This is a genomic window from Sphingosinicella sp. (assembly GCF_013911755.1).
GTDB lineage: Bacteria > Pseudomonadota > Alphaproteobacteria > Sphingomonadales > Sphingomonadaceae > Sphingosinicella.
Map to the genome: position 1 here is coordinate 1 of NZ_JACESP010000026.1, position 15,230 is coordinate 15,230.

Genomic DNA, 15,230 nt, shown 5'->3' on the forward strand with positions numbered 1-15,230 from the left:
GCGGGCGCCGACGCTGCATGGGTGCAGACCGTCACGACCTATGTGACCGGCCCGATCGGCCAGTTGTTCCTGCGCCTGCTGTTCATGCTGGTGATCCCGCTGCTGTTTTCGGCGCTGGTGCTCGGTGTCGCGGAGATGGGCGACATCCGTTCGCTCGGCCGTATCGGCTGGAAAACGCTCGCCTACACGATCGGGGTTTCGGCCATCGCGGTCGTGATCGGGCTCGTGCTGGTGAACGTCCTGCGCCCCGGCGACGGCATTGATCCAGCACTCGCGCAGCGCCTGCTCGCCGATGCGAGCGAGGGCGCGTCCGCCATCGTCAACACCTCGCGCACCGCGCCTTCGGGCATGGACGCGCTGCTCAATATTGTCCCATCGAACGTCATCCGCGCGGCCGCGGACAACGACATCCTCGCCGTGATGTTCTTCGCCCTGATGTTCGGCATCGGCCTCGTTATCGCGAATACGCCGGGAGCCGAGCGTCTGAAAGGCGCGATCGAAGGCCTGTTCGACGTCACGATGACGCTCATCAATCTCGTCATCCGCCTCGCGCCTTATGCCGTCGCCTGCTTCATGTTCAACCTTGCCGCGCTGTTCGGGTGGGATCTGCTCGCCCGCCTCGCCTCCTACGTCGGTGTCGTCGTCCTCGCGCTCGGCATCCACATGCTTGTCGTCTACTCCCTGGCGGTGAAATATCTCGGCGGCATGTCGCCCATGCGTTTCTTCAAGGGATCGGAGGAGGCGATCGTCATGGCCTTCTCCACCGCCTCGTCGAACGCCACGCTACCCACGGCGCTGCGCGTCGCGGAGACCAAACTGATGCTGCCGCGCCGCGTCTCGCGCTTCGTGCTCACCATCGGCGCAACGGCGAACCAGAACGGCACCGCGCTGTTCGAAGGCGTCACCGTGCTGTTCCTCGCGCAGTTCTTTGGCGTCGAACTCAATCTCGGCCAGCAGGTGGTGGTGATGCTGGTGTGCATCCTCGGCGGCATCGGTACGGCGGGCGTGCCTGCGGGCTCGCTGCCCGTGGTGGCGCTGATCCTCGGCATGGTCGGCGTGCCGCCCGAAGGCATCGGCCTCATACTCGGTGTCGACCGCTTCCTCGATATGTGCCGCACGACGCTGAACGTGACGGGTGATCTTGCCGCCGCCGTGGTGGTGTCGCGCGGCGAGACCGACCCGCCGTTGCTCACCCCGGAGCCTATGCGATAAGGCTCTCGACCGTCTCGTGAAAGCGGCGGATGCCGAGTTCGAGGCTGCCGAGCAACAGCTCCGAAACGGCGCCCGATTCCAGCCCCTGCTGACCGCGCGCGGCGGCGCCGAAATCCTCGGTGCCGAACACGCCGCCGTCGAGCAACTCCCATGACCGCCGCCAGTGATCCTCGGCCTTCGCCGTCGCGGGCTTTTCGGGGATCAGCATGAAGTCCTCGACAAGCGTGCGCCCCGCTGCCTGCGGCATCAGCGTCATCAGGTTCACATAGTCGGGCGAGAACACCAGCACCGTGCCGGGCACGAGCTGATAGGCGTAGGTGACGACACGGCGCAGCGCCGCCCAGTCTTCAAGGTCGACCTTGGCAAGATAATCGGCACGCGCCACCGCCGAGCGCGCGTGCGGGCCGATGAGGTCGCCCGCCGTGATCCCGTCCACGAAGAACGGCGCGATCGTTTTCGCGTGCAGGCGCTGCACATGGTAGCTTTCAAGGAACGCGTCCATGATCAGCTTCCAGTTCGCGGGCACATCGTGCGTGCGGCGATTGTAGAGATACATCTCGCCAAGCCCGAGCGCATCGAAATCGGCAGCAAGCGGCCCCTCGACATACGAGAAATCGTAAGCCCGATCCCGCTCCAGCCCCGCCCAGATGATGCCGCCCGCCTCGCGCGAGGGCAGTTCCAGAAGCCCGCGCTCCGCCTTGTCCAGCCCCGGAAACGTGTCGGCGCGCGGCACGCCCGCCAGATGGCCGTCGGGTCCATATGCCCAGGCATGATAGGGGCAGACGATGCGCGGCGCCTTCTGCACCTCGGCACCGTCCATCAGCCGCGTGCCGCGATGGCGGCAGACGTTCAGGAACACGCGCACCGCGCCCTTGCCGTCACGCGCGAGAAGCAGCGGCACGCCGAACCCGTCATGCGGCACCGCCATGTTCGCCTCGGGCAGCAGCGCCGACACCGCGACGGCCACGGGCAGCCGCCCGAACAGCCGCTCGCGCTCCAGCGCGAACCGGGCCGCGTCGGTGTAGACAGCGGCAGGCACGGTCGCCGTGCGCGCCTCCTCCATGCCGCCGCCCTCCGCTACCGCGCGCGCCAGCGCAAGCTGGCCGGGCGTCGGACGGCGCGGGGGTGAAAGAGCATCCATGCGGCCCATTCTACCGCGCCTGTGTCTCTCCGACACCTAGCGCAAACGCGGGAGATTCCCGTGCGGCCATTTCTCGCTTACACACGCACCCGGTCAGCATGAAGGAGCACGCATGGCGGGCAATTTGGCATCGGTTCGGGACCGTCTTCCCGCAGGTGTCCGCCCCTATTTCGAAGCCGCGCCGTTCGCTGCGCTGTTCCTCGGCATGTCATCGGGTTTCCCCTACGCGATGATCGGCGCGACGCTCACCACGCGGCTTGCGCAGGACGGTATCGACAAGAAGAGCGTCACCACCTTCGCGCTCGTGTTCCTCGCCTATAATTTCAAGTTCCTCTGGGCGTGGGTTGTGGAAGGCGTGCGCCTGCCGCTGCTTGGGCGCCTCGGCCAGCGCGTCTCGTGGATGCTGTTCACGGCGGTGCTGGTCATCGTCGCGGTCATCAATCTCGGGCTTATGGACCCGAAGGCGGATATCATGGCGGTCGCGCTCGCCGCGATCTTCGTGGGTGTCGCCGGCGCGACGTTCGATATCGTCATCGACGCTTATCGCATCGAGCTGCTGGAGCCGCGCCAGCTCGGCGTCGGCGCGGGCATGTCGCAATACGGCTGGCGCATCGGCGCGGCGGGCGCAGGTGCGCTCGCGCTCGTGGCCGCCGACCCGATGCAATGGAATCTCGGCTGGGGCGCGGCCTATATGCTGTGCGCGGTGTTCGCGCTTCCGGCCGCGATCACCGCGCTCATCATGGGCGAACCCGCGCGCCACAAGGAAGTGGCTGCGCGAAAGACACTGAAGACGCTCGGCACGGCGATCATCGGCCCGTTCGCGGAGTTCCTCCAGCGCAGCGGCGCGTGGCTGGTGCTGCTGTTCATCCTCCTCCACAAGATCGGCGACACGCTGGCGAACCTCACGCTTCGCCTGCTGTTCGAAGACCTTGGCTATTCGAATACGGAAATCGCGATCTACGACGTGGGCGTCGGCTTCTGGGCGCTGCTCGCGGGGATCTTCGTGGGCGGCGTGCTCTATGCCCGGCTCGGCCTCAAGCGCTCCGTTCTGCTCAGCCTGATCCTGATGGCTGTGTCCAACTTCAGCTTCGCGCTGCTCGCCGCTGCTGGACACAGCAACACCGGCATGGCGCTTGCCATCGGCTTCGAAAATTTTGCGAGCGGCATCGGCGGTGTCTGCGTCGTCGCCTATTTCTCCGCGCTCACCGATCTTCGTTTCACAGCGGCGCAATATGCGCTCATCTCCGCCTTCGCCAGCATCGTCGGCCGCTTCATGACGGGAACGACAGCGGGCGCTTTGATCGAAGCGTTCGGCTATGTGAACTACTACCTGTTCACCACGGCCATCGCGCTCCCCGGCATCCTCCTCTTCTGGCTGATGATGCGCGCCGGGCTCATCGACGCATCGATCGGCACCGCGGGAACGGAGAAGGCCGAAGATTAGACGGGCAGCGGTCCGTTTATCTTCAGCACATCCCCCGCAAGGTAGAGCGAGCCCGCGATCAGCACCACGGGGGGCGCCTTGCGGTCGGCGGCGTGGCCGATGCGGCGGAGCGCTTCGTCGACCGACGCGGCGGGAGTCGCGGGCAGCCCCACATCGCCGGCGAGTTTCGCCAGCGCTTCCGGGGGCAGGCAGTCGTGCTCGGGGATCGGTACGGTGTGTGCCGCCGTCACGCGGCCCGCGAACGCTTTCAGGAAGGCAGCCGCATCCTTGCTCTGGAGCATCCCGAGCACGAGGTGGAACGGCGTCGCCGCGATATCCTGGGCGCGAAAGGCGTCGACGATGACGCGGGCGGCAGAAGGATTGTGGCCGCCGTCGAGCCAGAGTTCGCTGCCCTGCGGCAGGTGCGCCACAAGCGGGCCGCTTTCCAGTCGCTGCAGGCGCGCGGGCCATTCCGCCCAGCCCGGCCCGGCGCGCAGCGCCGCGTCCGGCACGGCGAGCGCGCTCTGGTGGCGCAGCATCGCGGCGGCGAGGCCGACATTGTCGATCTGGTGCGCGCCCGGCAGGCGCGGCATGCCGAGCGTCAGCTTGGCTTTGCTGTCGCGATAGTGAAGCTGGTCCTGATAGATGCCCACGTCCCAATCGATGCCGCGCGCGATGATGCGGGCGCCCTTCGGCCCCGCCACCTCGCCGATCGCCGCCGCAACCGTTTGCGGGTAGCGAGAGGTGACAAGCGGCACGCCCTTCTTGGCGATACCCGCCTTCTCGCGCGCGATGTCGAGGATTGAATTGCCGAGGAACTGCTGATGATCGAGCCCGAGCTGCGCGATGCCGCAGATCGCCGCCGTCGGAAGCACATTCGTCGCATCCCACGTGCCGCCGAGCCCGACCTCGATGACGCAGGCGTCGGCGGGCGTGCGCGAGAAGGCCGTGAACGCGGCCGCCGTGGTCAGCTCGAAGAAGGTAATCTGCTCGCCGTTGTTGACGCTGATCACATCGTTCAGAAGCTCGATCAGTTCGCCGTCGGTGATGAGCCGCCCGGCAAGGCGGATGCGCTCATTGAAACGCACCAGATGCGGCGAGGTGAAAACGTGGACGCGGTATCCCGCCGCCTCAAGGCAAGCGCGCAGGAACGCGGCAGTCGAGCCTTTGCCGTTCGTGCCGGACACGTGAAACACCGGCGGCAGGTGGTGGTGCGGATTGCCGAGCTTGCCGAGCAGCCGTTCGACGCGGCCGAGCGTCAGGTCGATCAGATTGGGATGCAGCGCCTTCGCCTCGACGAGCAGGGCATCGAGCGCGGGATTTTCTGACCGGGCCCCCTCGGTCGCCATCAGTGCGGCATCATCCGGTTCATGCGGCTTTCGCAGGGGCTTGCGTGAGTATGCCGAGCAGGCTGCCGAGCTGTGCCTTCAGCCGCTTCCTGTGAACGACCAGATCGACCATGCCGTGCTCGTGCAGATATTCGGCGCGCTGGAAGCCTTCGGGCAGCTTTTCGCGGATCGTCTGTTCGATGACGCGCTGGCCCGCGAAGCCGATGAGCGCGCCCGGCTCGGCAATATGGACGTCGCCGAGCATTGCGTAGGACGCCGTGACGCCGCCCGTCGTCGGATCCGTGATGACGACGATGTAGGGCAGCCCCGCCTCGCGCAGCAGCGAGGTAAGCACGGTCGCGCGCGGCATCTGCATCAGGCTGAGGAGCCCCTCCTGCATCCGCGCGCCGCCCGCCGCGGTGAACACAACGTATGGCGCGCGCGCATCGAGCGCGGCTTCCGCCCCCGCGATGAACGCTTCGCCCACGCCCATGCCCATCGATCCGCCCATGTAGGCGAAGTTCTGCACGCCGACGACGGCGGGCACGTCCTCGATCCGGCCCTTCGCAACCGCGAACGCCTCGGGGTCTCCGGTCGCGGCGCGCGCGGCCTTGATGCGATCGGTATATTTCTTCTGGTCGCGGAATTTCAGCGGGTCTTCGGTCACGGACGGGATCGCCAGCCGCTCGTACTTGCCGCCGTCGAATATCTGCTGGAAGCGCTCCTTCGGGCCGATGCGCTCGTGGAATTCGCAGCGCGGGCAGACGTTCATGTTATCCACCAGTTCGCGGTGGAAATTCATCTGACCGCAACCCCGGCATTTCGTCCAGAGATTGTCCGGCGTTTCCTTCTTGGTGAGGAAACTGAGCGCGGGGCGGATGCGTTCGAGCCAGCTCATGCGGCCTTCTCCCTTGCAGTGGCGAGCGCGGCGGCGAGCCCGGCCACATAATCCTTCACATGCGGTGCGGCACCGGCGCCGTGCGCGGCAACGATATCAACGATCGCCGAGCCGACGACAACACCGTCCGCAACGCGGCCGATCGCGGCAGCCTGTTCCGGCGTGCGAACGCCGAAGCCGACCGCGACAGGCAAATCCGTCGCCGCCTTCAGCCGTGCGACAGCGTCTTCGATGCTGCCCTGCGCGGCCTGCTGGAGCCCGGTGATGCCCGCGACCGAAACATAATAGAGGAAGCCGGACGCGCCTTCCAGCACGGCGGGCAGCCGCGCGGCGTCCGTCGTCGGCGTCGCCAGCCGGATGAAATCGATCCCCGCCGCGCGCAGCGACGGGCCAAGCTCGCGGTCTTCCTCTGGCGGCAGGTCGACCGCGATCACGCCGTCCACGCCCGCATCTTTCGCGGCAGCGGCGAACCAATCAGCACCGCGCCGAAGCATCGGGTTCGCATACCCCATCAGCACGAGCGGCACCTGCGGATGGCGCGCACGGAACGTCTTCGCAATGCCGAGAATATCAGCCGTCGTCGTCCCTGCCCCGAGCGCACGGAGGTTCGCGCGCTGAATGGCGGGGCCGTCCGCCATAGGATCGGTGAATGGCATCCCGAGCTCGATCACGTCCGCCCCGCCCGCGACGAGCGCGTCAAGCACGGCGCCCGTGTCGGCAGGCGTCGGATCGCCTCCGGTAACGAAGGTGACAAGCGTCGCGCGGCCTTCGGAGCTGGTGCGGGCGAAGGCGAAAGAAATTCTAGTCTGCATTATACGCCCGTTCCAGTGAACTTCGAGCGCCTCTCAAAGTAAGAAAAAAAGTCGGCACTTGGCATACGATAGCGAATGAAAAGAATCTGGGGGCACACGTATTGGAATAATCAATTGCAGAATGCATTTGCATTGCCACAAATCCATAATCACAAGATTCTCTAAATGCCCAATGAGCAAAATAGAACAATATGCTTACAAAAAAGTAATACCAATAATCATGATAATCATAACATTTTTTTGAACGCAACCTCTCAAGATTTTCATCTACAAAAACACCAAAAACAGCACCCCATAAGAGCGGCAATAAAAAAACAAGTGCGGCTATTGTGAGATGAAAGCCTTGATGATCGTAGTCTGGTCCATCACTCAAGATCTTTGTCAGAATAAAAACGATCCAGAAGGGCAGAACAGCAAGCACGGCATTCTTCAAAACTGAAACGGCCAGACGCCCCCTCACAGCTTCACCCCCAGCGCCTCGGCGACCGTGAAAATGTCCTTGTCCCCCCGCCCGGAGAGGTTGACGATGATGATCTTGTCCTTGCCCATCGTCGGCGCGATGCGTTCTGCCGCCGCGATGGCGTGCGCGGATTCGAGCGCCGGGATGATCCCTTCCAGCTTGCACAGCCGCTGGAAGCTGGTGAGCGCCTCGGCATCGGTGACAGGCTCATAGCGGACCCGGCCGATGTCGTGCAGCCACGCATGCTCCGGCCCGATGCCCGGATAGTCGAGCCCCGCCGAGATCGAGTGCGCCTCGGTAATCTGGCCGTCCTCGTCCTGCAGCAGATAGGTCTTGTTGCCGTGGAGAACGCCCGGCGATCCGCCCGCGAGGCTCGCGGCGTGCTTGCCGTCCAGCCCCTCGCCCGCCGCCTCGACGCCGACGATCTCGACATCCGTGTCGTCGAGGAACGGGTGAAACAGGCCGATGGCGTTCGATCCGCCGCCGACGGGCGCGATCAGCATATCCGGCAGCCGGCCTTCCGCCTCCAGAATCTGCGCGCGCGCCTCGGTGCCGATCACGGACTGGAAATCGCGCACCAGCTCCGGATAGGGGTGCGGCCCCGCCACCGTGCCGATGATGTAGAAGGTATCGTGGACGTTCGCGACCCAGTGGCGCAGCGCCTCGTTCATCGCGTCCTTCAGCGTCTTTGCGCCCGATTCCACCGCTACGACTTCCGCGCCGAGCAGCCTCATGCGGAACACGTTCGGCTGCTGGCGCGCGACATCCACCGCGCCCATGAAGATCGTGCACGGCAGGCCGAAGAGCGCAGCCACGGTCGCGGTCGCAACGCCGTGCTGGCCCGCGCCGGTCTCCGCGATGATCTTTGTCTTGCCCATGCGCTTCGCGAGCAGGATCTGGCCGATGCAATTGTTGATCTTGTGCGCGCCGGTGTGGTTGAGGTCCTCGCGCTTGAGAAAAATCTTCGCGCCGCCGAGGTCCGCCGTCAGCCGCTCCGCCAGCCACAGCGGGCTCGGGCGGCCGACATAGTGCTTGAGCAGATAATCGAACTCGTCGCGGAATGCCGGATCGATCTGCGCGGCGCGGTATTCGCGCTCAAGATCGAGGATCAGCGGCATCAGCGTTTCAGCGACATAGCGCCCGCCGAAGGCGCCGAAATGGCCGCGCTCGTCCGGCTGCTGTCTCAGGCTGTTCTGAACCGTCATCGTGCGCGCACCGCCTCGCAAAACGCCCTGATCATCGCCGGGGACTTGACGCCCGGCGCATTCTCCACCCCCGACGAAACGTCGACGAGCGGCGCCTGCGTCGTAGCGAGGGCTTCGCCGACTGTCGAGGCGTCAAGTCCGCCCGCCAGCCCCCACGGCGCCCCCGGATCAAAGCCCCCGTTGTCCCTGGCAAGCAACCGCCAGTCGAAGCGCACGCCCATGCCGCCGGGAAGCGCCGCGCCGGGCGGTGTCTTCGCATCGAACAGGATACGATCGGCGACGCCCGCATACTGCCGCGCCGCGGCGAGATCCGCGCGGGTTGCGATGGGCAGGGCTTTCCATACCTCGACGCCAAAGCGCGCCTTCACCGCCGCCACGCGGTCCGGCCCCTCGTCCCCGTGAAGCTGCACACCGTCCAGCCGCGCGGCGCGCACGGCCGCGCCGATCGCCTCGTCGTCGGCGTTCACGAACAGGCCGATACGGCGAATGCCGGACGGCACCACACCGGCAAGTCCGCCCGCCTCGTCCAGCGAGAGATTGCGCGGGCTTTTCGCGAAGAACACGAAGCCTACATAGTCCGCGCGCCCGGCGGCTGCGGCATCGATCGCGGCACGGTCGCGCACGCCGCAGATCTTGATGCGCGCCATGCTCAAAGGCTCTGAAGGATCGCGTCCGCCGCCGCGCCGGGATCATCGGCGCCGGTGATCGGCCGTCCGATGACGAGAATGCTCGCGCCCGCGCCCATCGCCTCGCGCGGCGTCATCACGCGCTTCTGATCGCCGACGGCACTGCCCGACGGGCGGATGCCGGGGACGACGAAGAAACCTTCCGGCCACGCCGCGCGCATCGCGGCGACTTCATGGGCGGAGCACACAATCCCGTCGAGCCCCGCGCCCTGCGCCAGCACCGCCAGCCTGCGGACCTGGTCGGCCGGCGTGCCGATCACGCCGGTGGCGGCCAGATCGTCCTCGTCCATGCTGGTCAACACCGTGACGCCCACGACCTTCGCGCCAGGCCGCGCCGCATCCTTCGCCGCGCGCATCATCGCGCTGCCGCCGCCCGCATGGACGGTGAGGATGTCGTAGGGGCACGAAGCGAGCGAGCGGACGGCGCCCGCGACAGTGTTCGGAATGTCATGGAGCTTGAGATCTAGGAAGACAGGCACCCCGCCCTCCCCCGCAACCGCAGCCACGCCCTCGCGGCCGTTCGCCATGAAGAATTCAAGGCCGAGCTTGATTCCGCCGACGCGGCCCGCGACCCGCATGGCAAGTGCCCGCGCGTGATCCTTGTCGGCCGTATCGACCGCACAGAAGACGGGGTTGGTCATAGCGGCGCGATGGGCGGCGGCGGGGCCGGATCCGTGACAGGCGCCGCCTCCGGGGCCTGCGTGTCTTCAAGCGCGCGCTCGAGCTTCTTCACCCGCCGCGACCAGTGCCAGCGGCTGGTGTAGCGCAGGATCGCGAGCGGAAGTGCGCCGATCAGGAACGTGAGGAGCAGCAGAACGGGGAGCCGGATTGCCAGCTCGTAATCGCCCCACAGCTTCAGCGTGACGAAATCCCAGTTTCGCGCGGCAAACCAAGCCAGCAGCGCGCCGAACAGGAAGTAGAAGATCAGCGTGACGATGCGCATGATCTCTGCTTAACGGACACGTGGACACGATGCCAGCGCCGATGGCGCATAAACCGCCATCAGTGCTCGGGGCTCCGCTTATTTGTTGAGCCGCTCGCGCAGTTCCTTGCCCGCCTTGAAATACGGTACGCGCTTCGCATCCACGGCCACCTTTTCGCCGGTGCGGGGATTGCGCCCCGTCCGCGGATCGCGGCCGCGCGTAGAAAAAGCGCCGAAACCACGCAGTTCCACGCGGCGTCCTTCGGCGAGCGCCTCCGAAATCGAATCGAAAATGGTCGATACGACGCGTTCAACATCCCGCTGCGACAAATGCGGGTTCATTTCCGTGACTGCTGCGACGAGTTCAGATCGAATCATCTCTCACCCCGTTTCTCGAGCCCCAATTTTTTGTTCAAAACACCTTGCGGGCCACCCAGCACGGCCCGGGTCCACTGTCCCCCGACTCGGTCCGCGCAAATCATACAACAGCTTGAGCAAGTTAACAAAAAGCAAGCGGCCCGTCAGTAGCGGAACTGACGGGCCGCAAAACGGCTCACAAAGGCGCGTCGCTTACTTTTTCGCGTCCTTGGCCTTGTTCAGCGCTTCGCCGAGGATGTCGCCGAGGCTCGCGCCCGAATCGGAGGAACCGTACTGCTTCACGGCTTCCTTCTCCTCGGAGATCTGCAGCGACTTGATCGACAGGTTCGGCTTCTTCGAGCGATCGAAGCCGATCACCTGCGCGTCGACCTTCTGACCGATCTGGAAGCGCTCCGGACGCTGCTCGTCGCGGTCCCGGCTGAGATCGCCGCGGCGGATGAAGCCAGTCGAACCGCTGTCGCCCAGCGTGACCTCGATGCCGCCGTCGGTGATCGCCGCCACGGTGCAGGTGACTGTTTCACCCTTGTTGACACCGCCGCCGCTGGAGACCGTGGCACCGCCGCCGCCGCCCGATGCGGAATCGAGCTGCTTCATGCCGAGCGAAATGCGCTCCTTCTCCACGTCCACGTCGAGCACGACAGCCTTCACCGTCTCGCCCTTGTGGTGCAGTTCCAGCGCTTCCTCGCCGTTCACGCCCCACGCGATGTCGGACATGTGGACCATGCCGTCCACGTCGCCGTCGAGGCCGATGAACAGGCCGAATTCGGTCGTGTTCTTGACTTCGCCCTCAACGACGCTGCCCGCCGGATGCTGGGACGCGAACGCTTCCCACGGATTCTGCTGGGCCTGCTTGAGACCGAGGCTGATGCGGCGCTTGTCCTCATCGACCTCGAGCACCACGACGTCGACTTCCTGGCTCGTCGAAACGATCTTGCCGGGGTGGACGTTCTTCTTGACCCACGACATTTCGGAGACGTGGACGAGACCCTCGACACCCGCTTCCAGCTCCACGAAGGCGCCGTAGTCGGTGATGTTGGTGACGCGGCCCGTGGCCTTCTGACCCACCGAATACTTGGCGGCGGCGCCTTCCCACGGATCCGATTCAAGCTGCTTCATGCCGAGCGAGATGCGCTGCGTGTCGCGATTGATGCGGACGATCTGCACCTTCACCGTGTCGCCGATGTTCAGCACTTCGGACGGATGGCCGACGCGCTTGTAGCTCATGTCGGTGACATGGAGCAGGCCGTCGATACCGCCGAGGTCCACGAACGCACCGTAGTCGGTGATGTTCTTCACGACGCCGTCGACCGTCTGGCCTTCGGTGAGCGTCTGGATGAGGCCCGAACGCTGCTCGGCGCGAGTTTCCTCAAGCACGGCGCGGCGCGACACGACGATGTTGCCGCGCTTGCGGTCCATCTTCAGCACCTGGAACGGCTGCGGCATGCCCATCAGCGGGGTGACGTCGCGCACGGGGCGGATATCGACCTGGCTGCCGGGGAGGAACGCCACCGCACCGCCGAGATCGACGGTGAAGCCGCCCTTGACGCGGCCGAAGATGATGCCGTCGACGCGGGCGTTTTCCTGGAATTCGGACTCGAGCTTGTCCCAGGCGGCTTCACGGCGCGCGCGGTCGCGCGACAACATGGCCTCGCCATAGGCGTTCTCGACGCGGTCGACATAGACTTCGACCTGGTCGCCGACCTTGATTTCGGGCTTCTCGCCCGGCGCTGCGAATTCGCGCAGCGGCACGCGGCCTTCCGACTTCAGGCCGACGTCGATGACCGCCATGTCGTTTTCAATGCCCGTAACGGTGCCGGTGACGACCCGGCCTTCGAATGATTCGCTGCCGCCGAGGCTCGCTTCGAGGAGCGCCGCGAAATCGTCGCGGCTCGGCGTGGGGTTGGTTGCCATAAGTATCAGTTTTCCTTCGTGTCTGTTTACTGGCCGACCGGTTGTTTCCGGCGGTCTGGAAAGACGTCCGGGCCCCATGCCCGTCCGCTCCCCTGCAAAAGCCTGCGCTGCAAAACCTTGCGTTTGGCCCTTCATTTCCGGGTTCAGGGAACGCGGAAAACGGGCGGCATCCTGAAGGCTGCCACCACGAAAAGCGGCGTCGCTCTATCGCAAAGCCGTCTTTTCCGCAAGCCGCGCCTCGGCCAGAGCGATCGCGCGGGCAATCGCCGCCTCGCGATCCATAGCCGACGTGTCCAGCAGGATCGCGTCCTCCGCCTGCCGGAGCGGCGCGGCATCACGCCCGGAATCGCGTGCGTCACGCTCGGCGAGATTCGCGTGAACCACCGCGAGGTCGCGCTCCGGCGTTTCCGCCTGCCGTCGCCGTGCGCGCACTTCGAGGCTCGCGGTCACGAAAATCTTGATGTCGGCATCGGGGGCGATGACCGTGCCGATGTCACGCCCGTCGAGCACCGCGCCGCCCGGCTGACGCGCGAACCCCCGCTGGCATTCGAGGAGTGCGGCCCGCACCTCCGGATGCGCGGAGATGACGGAGGCTGCGCGCGCCGTCGCCGATTCGCGCAGCGCCGGGTCATCGAGCGCAGTGACGTCGAGCATCCTCGCGCACTTCGCAGCGAGCGCGGCGTCGGCCGGATCGCCGCCCGCGCGCAGCACAGCGAGGCCGACCGCGCGATAAAGGCTTCCCGTATCCATGTGCGGAAGGCCGAAATGCGCGGCGAGCGCGCGTGCGATCGTTCCCTTCCCCGAGGCAGCAGGGCCATCGACGGCTATAACGATGTCGAAACGATTTGCATTCGGCGCGGTCATGCCGCTCCTATAGAGCGGAGAAGCGCGATGTGAACAGCGGGCGGGGGCCTTCGTGACATCAGCAGAGACGGTAATGGTCGTGATCGGCACACGGCCCGAGGCGATCAAGCTCGCCCCGGTCATACTGGCGCTGCGCGCGCAGCTGCTTTCAGTCCGCGTATGCCTTACCGGACAGCATCCCGAGATGGCCGTCGAGGCGCTGGGACCATTCGGCATCCTGGCCGACGTGAACCTCGCGCTGATGCGGCCGGGGCAGTCCCTGGCCAAACTCACCGAGCGGGCGGTGGGCGCCCTCGCGCTGCTGCTGGCGCGTGAGCGTCCCGCGTGGGTGGTCGTACAGGGTGACACGACATCGGCACTCGCCGGCGCCATTGCGGCGCGGCAGGTCGGTATTCCCGTCGCCCACGTCGAAGCGGGGCTACGAAGCTTCGATCTCGCCCAGCCCTATCCGGAAGAGCTCAACCGCACGCTGATCGCGCGGCTCGCGACACTGCACTTTGCGCCGACACCCGGTTCACAGGCCAACCTCCGCGCCGAGGGCGTGCCCGAAACAGCCATTGAAGTGACAGGCAACACTGTCGTCGATGCGCTGCGCCAGATGCTCGGAGAGCTGCCGGTACGGCGGCAAACCAATCGACGCCTCGTACTCGCGACGCTGCATCGACGGGAAAGGCGCGAAACAGCCTTCCCCCAGATCATGGGTGCGCTTGCAGCCATCGCAGCGCGCGGCGACGTGGATCTGCTGTTACCCCGCCACCCCAGCTGTTCGCCTGAAACCTACGCCTCGCTCGAAGCCTTGCCGGCCGCACGGCTGGTGCCGCCGATGCCCTACCCCGACTTCGTCGCCGCACTCGCCGATGCACACCTCGTCATCACCGACTCGGGTGGCATCCAGGAGGAAGCCTCCGCGCTCGGCATCCCGACACTTATCGTGCGCGCCCTTACCGAGCGGCCCGAGGTGGTGGAGGCAGGAACGGCACTGATCGTGGACACGGTGCGGGACAGCATCCTCGCCGCGGCAACGCGCTTGCTGGACGACCACGCCGCGCATCGCAGCATGGCAATCGCTTCGACGCGGATCGGAGACGGCAAAGCCGCCGATCGGATCGCCCGGAGGCTGCGTGATGAGCTGCGCGCCGCGCAGCGCCCAGCCGCGTAAAATCAGTCTTCGGCGGGCTTCGTCTGAAGCTGGATATAGTTCTGAATGCCCATCGCGTCGATCAGCGACAGCTGCGTTTCGAGGAAGTCGACATGCTCCTCCTCGCTTTCAAGAATGTCCTCAAGGATCTCGCGGCTTATGTAATCGCGCACCTTCTCGCAGTGCTCGATGGCATCGCGCAGCGGCGGAATCGCCTCGCGTTCAAGCTCCAGATCGGCCTTCAGCACCTCTTCGACCGATTCGCCGATGCGCAGTCGCCCGAGCAGCTGGAAGTTCGGCAGTCCGTCGAGGAAAAGAATGCGCTGCGCGAGCTTGTCGGCGTGCTTCATCTCGTCGATCGACTCGCCGTACTCGTATTTGGCGAGACGCGTGACGCCCCAGTTGTCCAGCATCCGGTAGTGCAGGAAATACTGGTTGATCGCCGTCAGCTCGTTCTTGAGCGCCGCGTTCAGATGCTTGATGACGTCCTTGTCACCCTTCATGGCGCGCCTCCTTTGATACGGAACAGGGAAAGCGCCATGATGCGCCCCGGAAAATCCAGCGTCAACAATGACTTGCGATGATGCGAAGCACTATCAGGCAGCGCGAGCGCCTCGGAGCAGGCGGCGGGCATGCGGGAGACACTGGCCACACTGCGGGCGCGCGCCCAGGCGCGCATAGGTTTCCACCGGACAGCCTTTCGGTCCTGCGGCAGCACGGACGTCGTTTTCCCGCAAGGCATTGCACACACAAAGGATCATCAGAACGGGACCATCCACAAGGCCAATAATGCGAACGATTAGCAGAATCGCATCGTTTCTGCAAGTCGTTCGCATTCGCGGTTATGCGCGC

General features: G+C 65.6%; 17 protein-coding genes. 3 read left to right on the forward strand and 14 right to left on the reverse strand.

Going from position 1 to position 15,230, the window contains the following annotated elements; translation table 11 throughout:
• Positions 1–1,212: dicarboxylate/amino acid:cation symporter (locus tag H2052_RS15315; protein ID WP_293783510.1), on the forward strand; the 1,212-nt coding region annotated here is incomplete at its 5' end.
• Here the strand turns inward: H2052_RS15315 and H2052_RS15320 are convergent.
• Positions 1,202–2,353: an aromatic ring-hydroxylating dioxygenase subunit alpha gene (locus H2052_RS15320; protein WP_293783514.1), complete on the reverse strand. Its 1,152-nt coding sequence runs from the start codon at positions 2,351–2,353 to the stop codon at positions 1,202–1,204. The genes H2052_RS15315 and H2052_RS15320 overlap by 11 nt on opposite strands.
• Positions 2,354–2,465: 112 nt before the next feature.
• On the opposite strand from H2052_RS15320, the gene H2052_RS15325 reads away from it, so the two are divergent.
• Complete coding sequence (locus H2052_RS15325) at positions 2,466–3,797, forward strand: MFS transporter (protein WP_293783517.1); 1,332 nt, start codon at positions 2,466–2,468, stop codon at positions 3,795–3,797.
• On the opposite strand, the gene H2052_RS15330 is transcribed toward H2052_RS15325, so the two are convergent.
• The 11 genes from H2052_RS15330 to cmk form a co-directional block, all read right to left on the reverse strand.
• Positions 3,794–5,125, reverse strand: coding sequence for a folylpolyglutamate synthase/dihydrofolate synthase family protein (locus H2052_RS15330; RefSeq protein WP_293783520.1), 1,332 nt, complete (start codon positions 5,123–5,125; stop codon positions 3,794–3,796). The two genes, H2052_RS15325 and H2052_RS15330, sit on opposite strands and share 4 nt — an antisense overlap.
• Positions 5,126–5,144: 19 nt before the next feature.
• Complete coding sequence (accD, locus tag H2052_RS15335) at positions 5,145–6,002, reverse strand: acetyl-CoA carboxylase, carboxyltransferase subunit beta (protein WP_293783523.1); 858 nt, start codon at positions 6,000–6,002, stop codon at positions 5,145–5,147.
• Positions 5,999–6,814, reverse strand: coding sequence for a tryptophan synthase subunit alpha (gene trpA, locus H2052_RS15340; protein WP_293783526.1), 816 nt, complete (start codon positions 6,812–6,814; stop codon positions 5,999–6,001). The genes accD and trpA overlap by 4 nt, the downstream gene beginning before the upstream one ends.
• Positions 6,804–7,274 (reverse strand): hypothetical protein, encoded by a 471-nt coding sequence (locus H2052_RS15345; RefSeq protein WP_293783529.1) that lies wholly within the window; start codon positions 7,272–7,274, stop codon positions 6,804–6,806. The genes trpA and H2052_RS15345 overlap by 11 nt, the downstream gene beginning before the upstream one ends.
• On the reverse strand, positions 7,271–8,479 hold the full coding sequence (trpB, locus tag H2052_RS15350; protein WP_293783532.1) for a tryptophan synthase subunit beta: 1,209 nt from the start codon (positions 8,477–8,479) through the stop codon (positions 7,271–7,273). Before trpB ends, H2052_RS15345 begins: the two co-directional genes overlap by 4 nt.
• Positions 8,476–9,126, reverse strand: coding sequence for a phosphoribosylanthranilate isomerase (locus tag H2052_RS15355; protein WP_293783535.1), 651 nt, complete (start codon positions 9,124–9,126; stop codon positions 8,476–8,478). Before H2052_RS15355 ends, trpB begins: the two co-directional genes overlap by 4 nt.
• 2 nt (positions 9,127–9,128) lie before the next feature.
• Complete coding sequence (gene pyrF, locus H2052_RS15360; protein ID WP_293783538.1) at positions 9,129–9,806, reverse strand: orotidine-5'-phosphate decarboxylase; 678 nt, start codon at positions 9,804–9,806, stop codon at positions 9,129–9,131.
• Positions 9,803–10,108: a lipopolysaccharide assembly protein LapA domain-containing protein gene (locus H2052_RS15365; protein ID WP_293783541.1), complete on the reverse strand. Its 306-nt coding sequence runs from the start codon at positions 10,106–10,108 to the stop codon at positions 9,803–9,805. The genes pyrF and H2052_RS15365 overlap by 4 nt, the downstream gene beginning before the upstream one ends.
• Before the next feature lie 78 nt (positions 10,109–10,186).
• The gene (gene ihfB / locus H2052_RS15370) at positions 10,187–10,465 is read right to left on the reverse strand and encodes an integration host factor subunit beta (RefSeq protein ID WP_293783544.1); all 279 of its coding nucleotides are present in this window, start codon (positions 10,463–10,465) and stop codon (positions 10,187–10,189) included.
• A gap of 192 nt (positions 10,466–10,657) precedes the next feature.
• Positions 10,658–12,376, reverse strand: coding sequence for a 30S ribosomal protein S1 (gene rpsA, locus H2052_RS15375; RefSeq protein ID WP_293783547.1), 1,719 nt, complete (start codon positions 12,374–12,376; stop codon positions 10,658–10,660).
• A gap of 204 nt (positions 12,377–12,580) precedes the next feature.
• On the reverse strand, positions 12,581–13,210 hold the full coding sequence (gene cmk, locus H2052_RS15380) for a (d)CMP kinase (protein WP_293783660.1): 630 nt from the start codon (positions 13,208–13,210) through the stop codon (positions 12,581–12,583).
• A gap of 82 nt (positions 13,211–13,292) precedes the next feature.
• Between cmk and wecB the strand changes: the two genes are divergently transcribed.
• Complete coding sequence (gene wecB / locus H2052_RS15385) at positions 13,293–14,399, forward strand: UDP-N-acetylglucosamine 2-epimerase (non-hydrolyzing) (protein WP_293783550.1); 1,107 nt, start codon at positions 13,293–13,295, stop codon at positions 14,397–14,399.
• A gap of 2 nt (positions 14,400–14,401) precedes the next feature.
• Here wecB and bfr read toward each other — a convergent pair whose 3' ends face one another.
• Together bfr and H2052_RS17875 are read right to left on the reverse strand one after the other, a co-directional pair.
• Positions 14,402–14,881 (reverse strand): bacterioferritin, encoded by a 480-nt coding sequence (bfr, locus tag H2052_RS15390; RefSeq protein WP_293783553.1) that lies wholly within the window; start codon positions 14,879–14,881, stop codon positions 14,402–14,404.
• Positions 14,878–15,057: a hypothetical protein gene (locus tag H2052_RS17875; RefSeq protein ID WP_366484591.1), complete on the reverse strand. Its 180-nt coding sequence runs from the start codon at positions 15,055–15,057 to the stop codon at positions 14,878–14,880. Before H2052_RS17875 ends, bfr begins: the two co-directional genes overlap by 4 nt.
• Positions 15,058–15,230 lie beyond the last annotated feature (173 nt).

What these genes read in the sequence shown, in the direction of transcription:
- H2052_RS15320 (WP_293783514.1), bottom strand. Translation starts at nt 2,353, where the DNA reads ATGGATGCTCTTTCACCCCCGCGCCGTCCGACGCCCGGCCAGCTTGCG.
- H2052_RS15325 (WP_293783517.1), top strand. Translation starts at nt 2,466, where the DNA reads ATGGCGGGCAATTTGGCATCGGTTCGGGACCGTCTTCCCGCAGGTGTC.
- H2052_RS15330 (WP_293783520.1), bottom strand. Translation starts at nt 5,125, where the DNA reads ATGGCGACCGAGGGGGCCCGGTCAGAAAATCCCGCGCTCGATGCCCTG.
- accD (WP_293783523.1), bottom strand. Translation starts at nt 6,002, where the DNA reads ATGAGCTGGCTCGAACGCATCCGCCCCGCGCTCAGTTTCCTCACCAAG.
- trpA (WP_293783526.1), bottom strand. Translation starts at nt 6,814, where the DNA reads ATGCAGACTAGAATTTCTTTCGCCTTCGCCCGCACCAGCTCCGAAGGC.
- trpB (WP_293783532.1), bottom strand. Translation starts at nt 8,479, where the DNA reads ATGACGGTTCAGAACAGCCTGAGACAGCAGCCGGACGAGCGCGGCCAT.
- H2052_RS15355 (WP_293783535.1), bottom strand. Translation starts at nt 9,126, where the DNA reads ATGGCGCGCATCAAGATCTGCGGCGTGCGCGACCGTGCCGCGATCGAT.
- pyrF (WP_293783538.1), bottom strand. Translation starts at nt 9,806, where the DNA reads ATGACCAACCCCGTCTTCTGTGCGGTCGATACGGCCGACAAGGATCAC.
- H2052_RS15365 (WP_293783541.1), bottom strand. Translation starts at nt 10,108, where the DNA reads ATGCGCATCGTCACGCTGATCTTCTACTTCCTGTTCGGCGCGCTGCTG.
- ihfB (WP_293783544.1), bottom strand. Translation starts at nt 10,465, where the DNA reads ATGATTCGATCTGAACTCGTCGCAGCAGTCACGGAAATGAACCCGCAT.
- rpsA (WP_293783547.1), bottom strand. Translation starts at nt 12,376, where the DNA reads ATGGCAACCAACCCCACGCCGAGCCGCGACGATTTCGCGGCGCTCCTC.
- bfr (WP_293783553.1), bottom strand. Translation starts at nt 14,881, where the DNA reads ATGAAGGGTGACAAGGACGTCATCAAGCATCTGAACGCGGCGCTCAAG.
- H2052_RS17875 (WP_366484591.1), bottom strand. Translation starts at nt 15,057, where the DNA reads ATGCGCGCCTGGGCGCGCGCCCGCAGTGTGGCCAGTGTCTCCCGCATG.